Origin of the sequence: Nostoc sp. (assembly GCF_036917135.1) — a bacterium.
Lineage (GTDB): Bacteria > Cyanobacteriota > Cyanobacteriia > Cyanobacteriales > Nostocaceae > Nostoc.
On sequence record NZ_JBALEA010000062.1, the window covers coordinates 1 to 1,506 of the forward strand.

1 protein-coding gene is annotated in these 1,506 nt (G+C 47.1%); it reads right to left on the reverse strand.

Features of this window, described 5'->3' with window-relative positions; translation table 11 throughout:
* Window positions 1-14: 14 nt before the first annotated feature.
* Window positions 15-1,487, reverse strand: coding sequence for a phosphoglucosamine mutase (gene glmM, locus V7K50_RS18830; RefSeq protein ID WP_334962603.1), 1,473 nt, complete (start codon window positions 1,485-1,487; stop codon window positions 15-17).
* Between the last annotated feature and the right edge of the window lie 19 nt (window positions 1,488-1,506).

Genomic DNA, 1,506 nt, shown 5'->3' on the forward strand with positions numbered 1-1,506 from the left:
AGATATTAGCTAATTTAGTCCATCAGATGCTGCTGCACTTGGGAAACTAATTCATTTGTCCAGTAGTTGGCGAGTTCGGCATTAGCGGCTTCCACCATGACTCTGATGACTGGTTCTGTACCAGAGGCGCGAACCAAAATTCTGCCTGTTTCACCCATTGCAGTTTCCGCAAGAGCGATCGCTTGTTGCAATTGTTGGCAATCTTGCCATCCTAAACGGCGATCGCGATCCATAACTCGCACGTTCCGCAACAACTGCGGATAGGTTTGGAAGCTTTGATCTACCAATTCACTCAGGGAAACACCCGCCTCTTTCACTAAAGCTGCGATATGTAAGGCTGTTAATAAGCCATCTCCAGTCACAGCATAATGACGGCAAAGAATATGGCCTGATTGTTCACCCCCTAGCATTGCTCCAGTTCGCAGCATTTCGGCTTGCACATATTGATCGCCAACTGCGGTCCGAATTAACTTACCACCAATTTGCTGCCAAGCTTTCTCAAAGCCTAAGTTAGCCATGACAGTAGATACAATCAGGTTGTCTGGCAATTGTTGGTTTTGTTGTAAGTGTCGTCCCCACAGGTAGAGAATGTAATCGCCGTTAACTTGCCTTCCTCTATTGTCTACGGCTAAGACGCGATCGGCATCGCCATCGAAGGCAAAGCCGATATCGGCGTTGTGTTCTTGGACTGTGGCTGCCAGAATCTCTAGGTATGTGGAACCACAGTTAACATTAATGCGATCGCCATCTGCTTCGTTATGCAAGCAGATGACTTCTGCTCCCATTTCTCTAAATACTGATGGCGCTAAACCAACTGCTGCTCCCCACGCCAAGTCTAATACAATCTTCATTCCCTGAAGATTTAGGCCACTGTTCAAGGGTTTTTTCAATGCCGAGCGATAATCCCCGACTAACTCCAAACGTGAGTAATGCCGTCCACAATTAGTGACTTTAGCAATAGTTGATATTTTCCCACGCAGTCCGGCTTCAATTTCTGCCTGCAATAGTTGGGGTAACTTCCCACCGTCGGCACTAAAAATCTTAATCCCATTGTCTTCTGGCGGATTGTGGCTGGCAGAAATCATCACTCCGCCGATGGCATCACTGATGCTGGTAAGATAGGCAACGCCAGGTGTGGGACATAATCCCAAATACCAAACCTCTAATCCAGCTGCTGTTAAGCCTGCACTCAAAGCCATTGCCAGCATATCGCTGGAGTTTCTAGAGTCTTGTCCCAGTATCACTGGCCCTAGTTGAGTCGCATGGTTACGTAAAACAATCCCTGTCCAAAAACCAACTTGCAATGCTAGGGGCGCACTCAGTAATTCTCCGACGCGTCCACGAATCCCATCTGTGCCAAATAAGGGATTTGCTGGTAGTGAGATCAAATTCATTCCAATACTGCTTTCAATCCCTTTGCCCAATCCCTCTGCTTCGTCAGCAGAACCCCCAGAAATCCCCGGTGTCCGAGTTATTGATGAAACCATTTTATATTTAAACACTCCA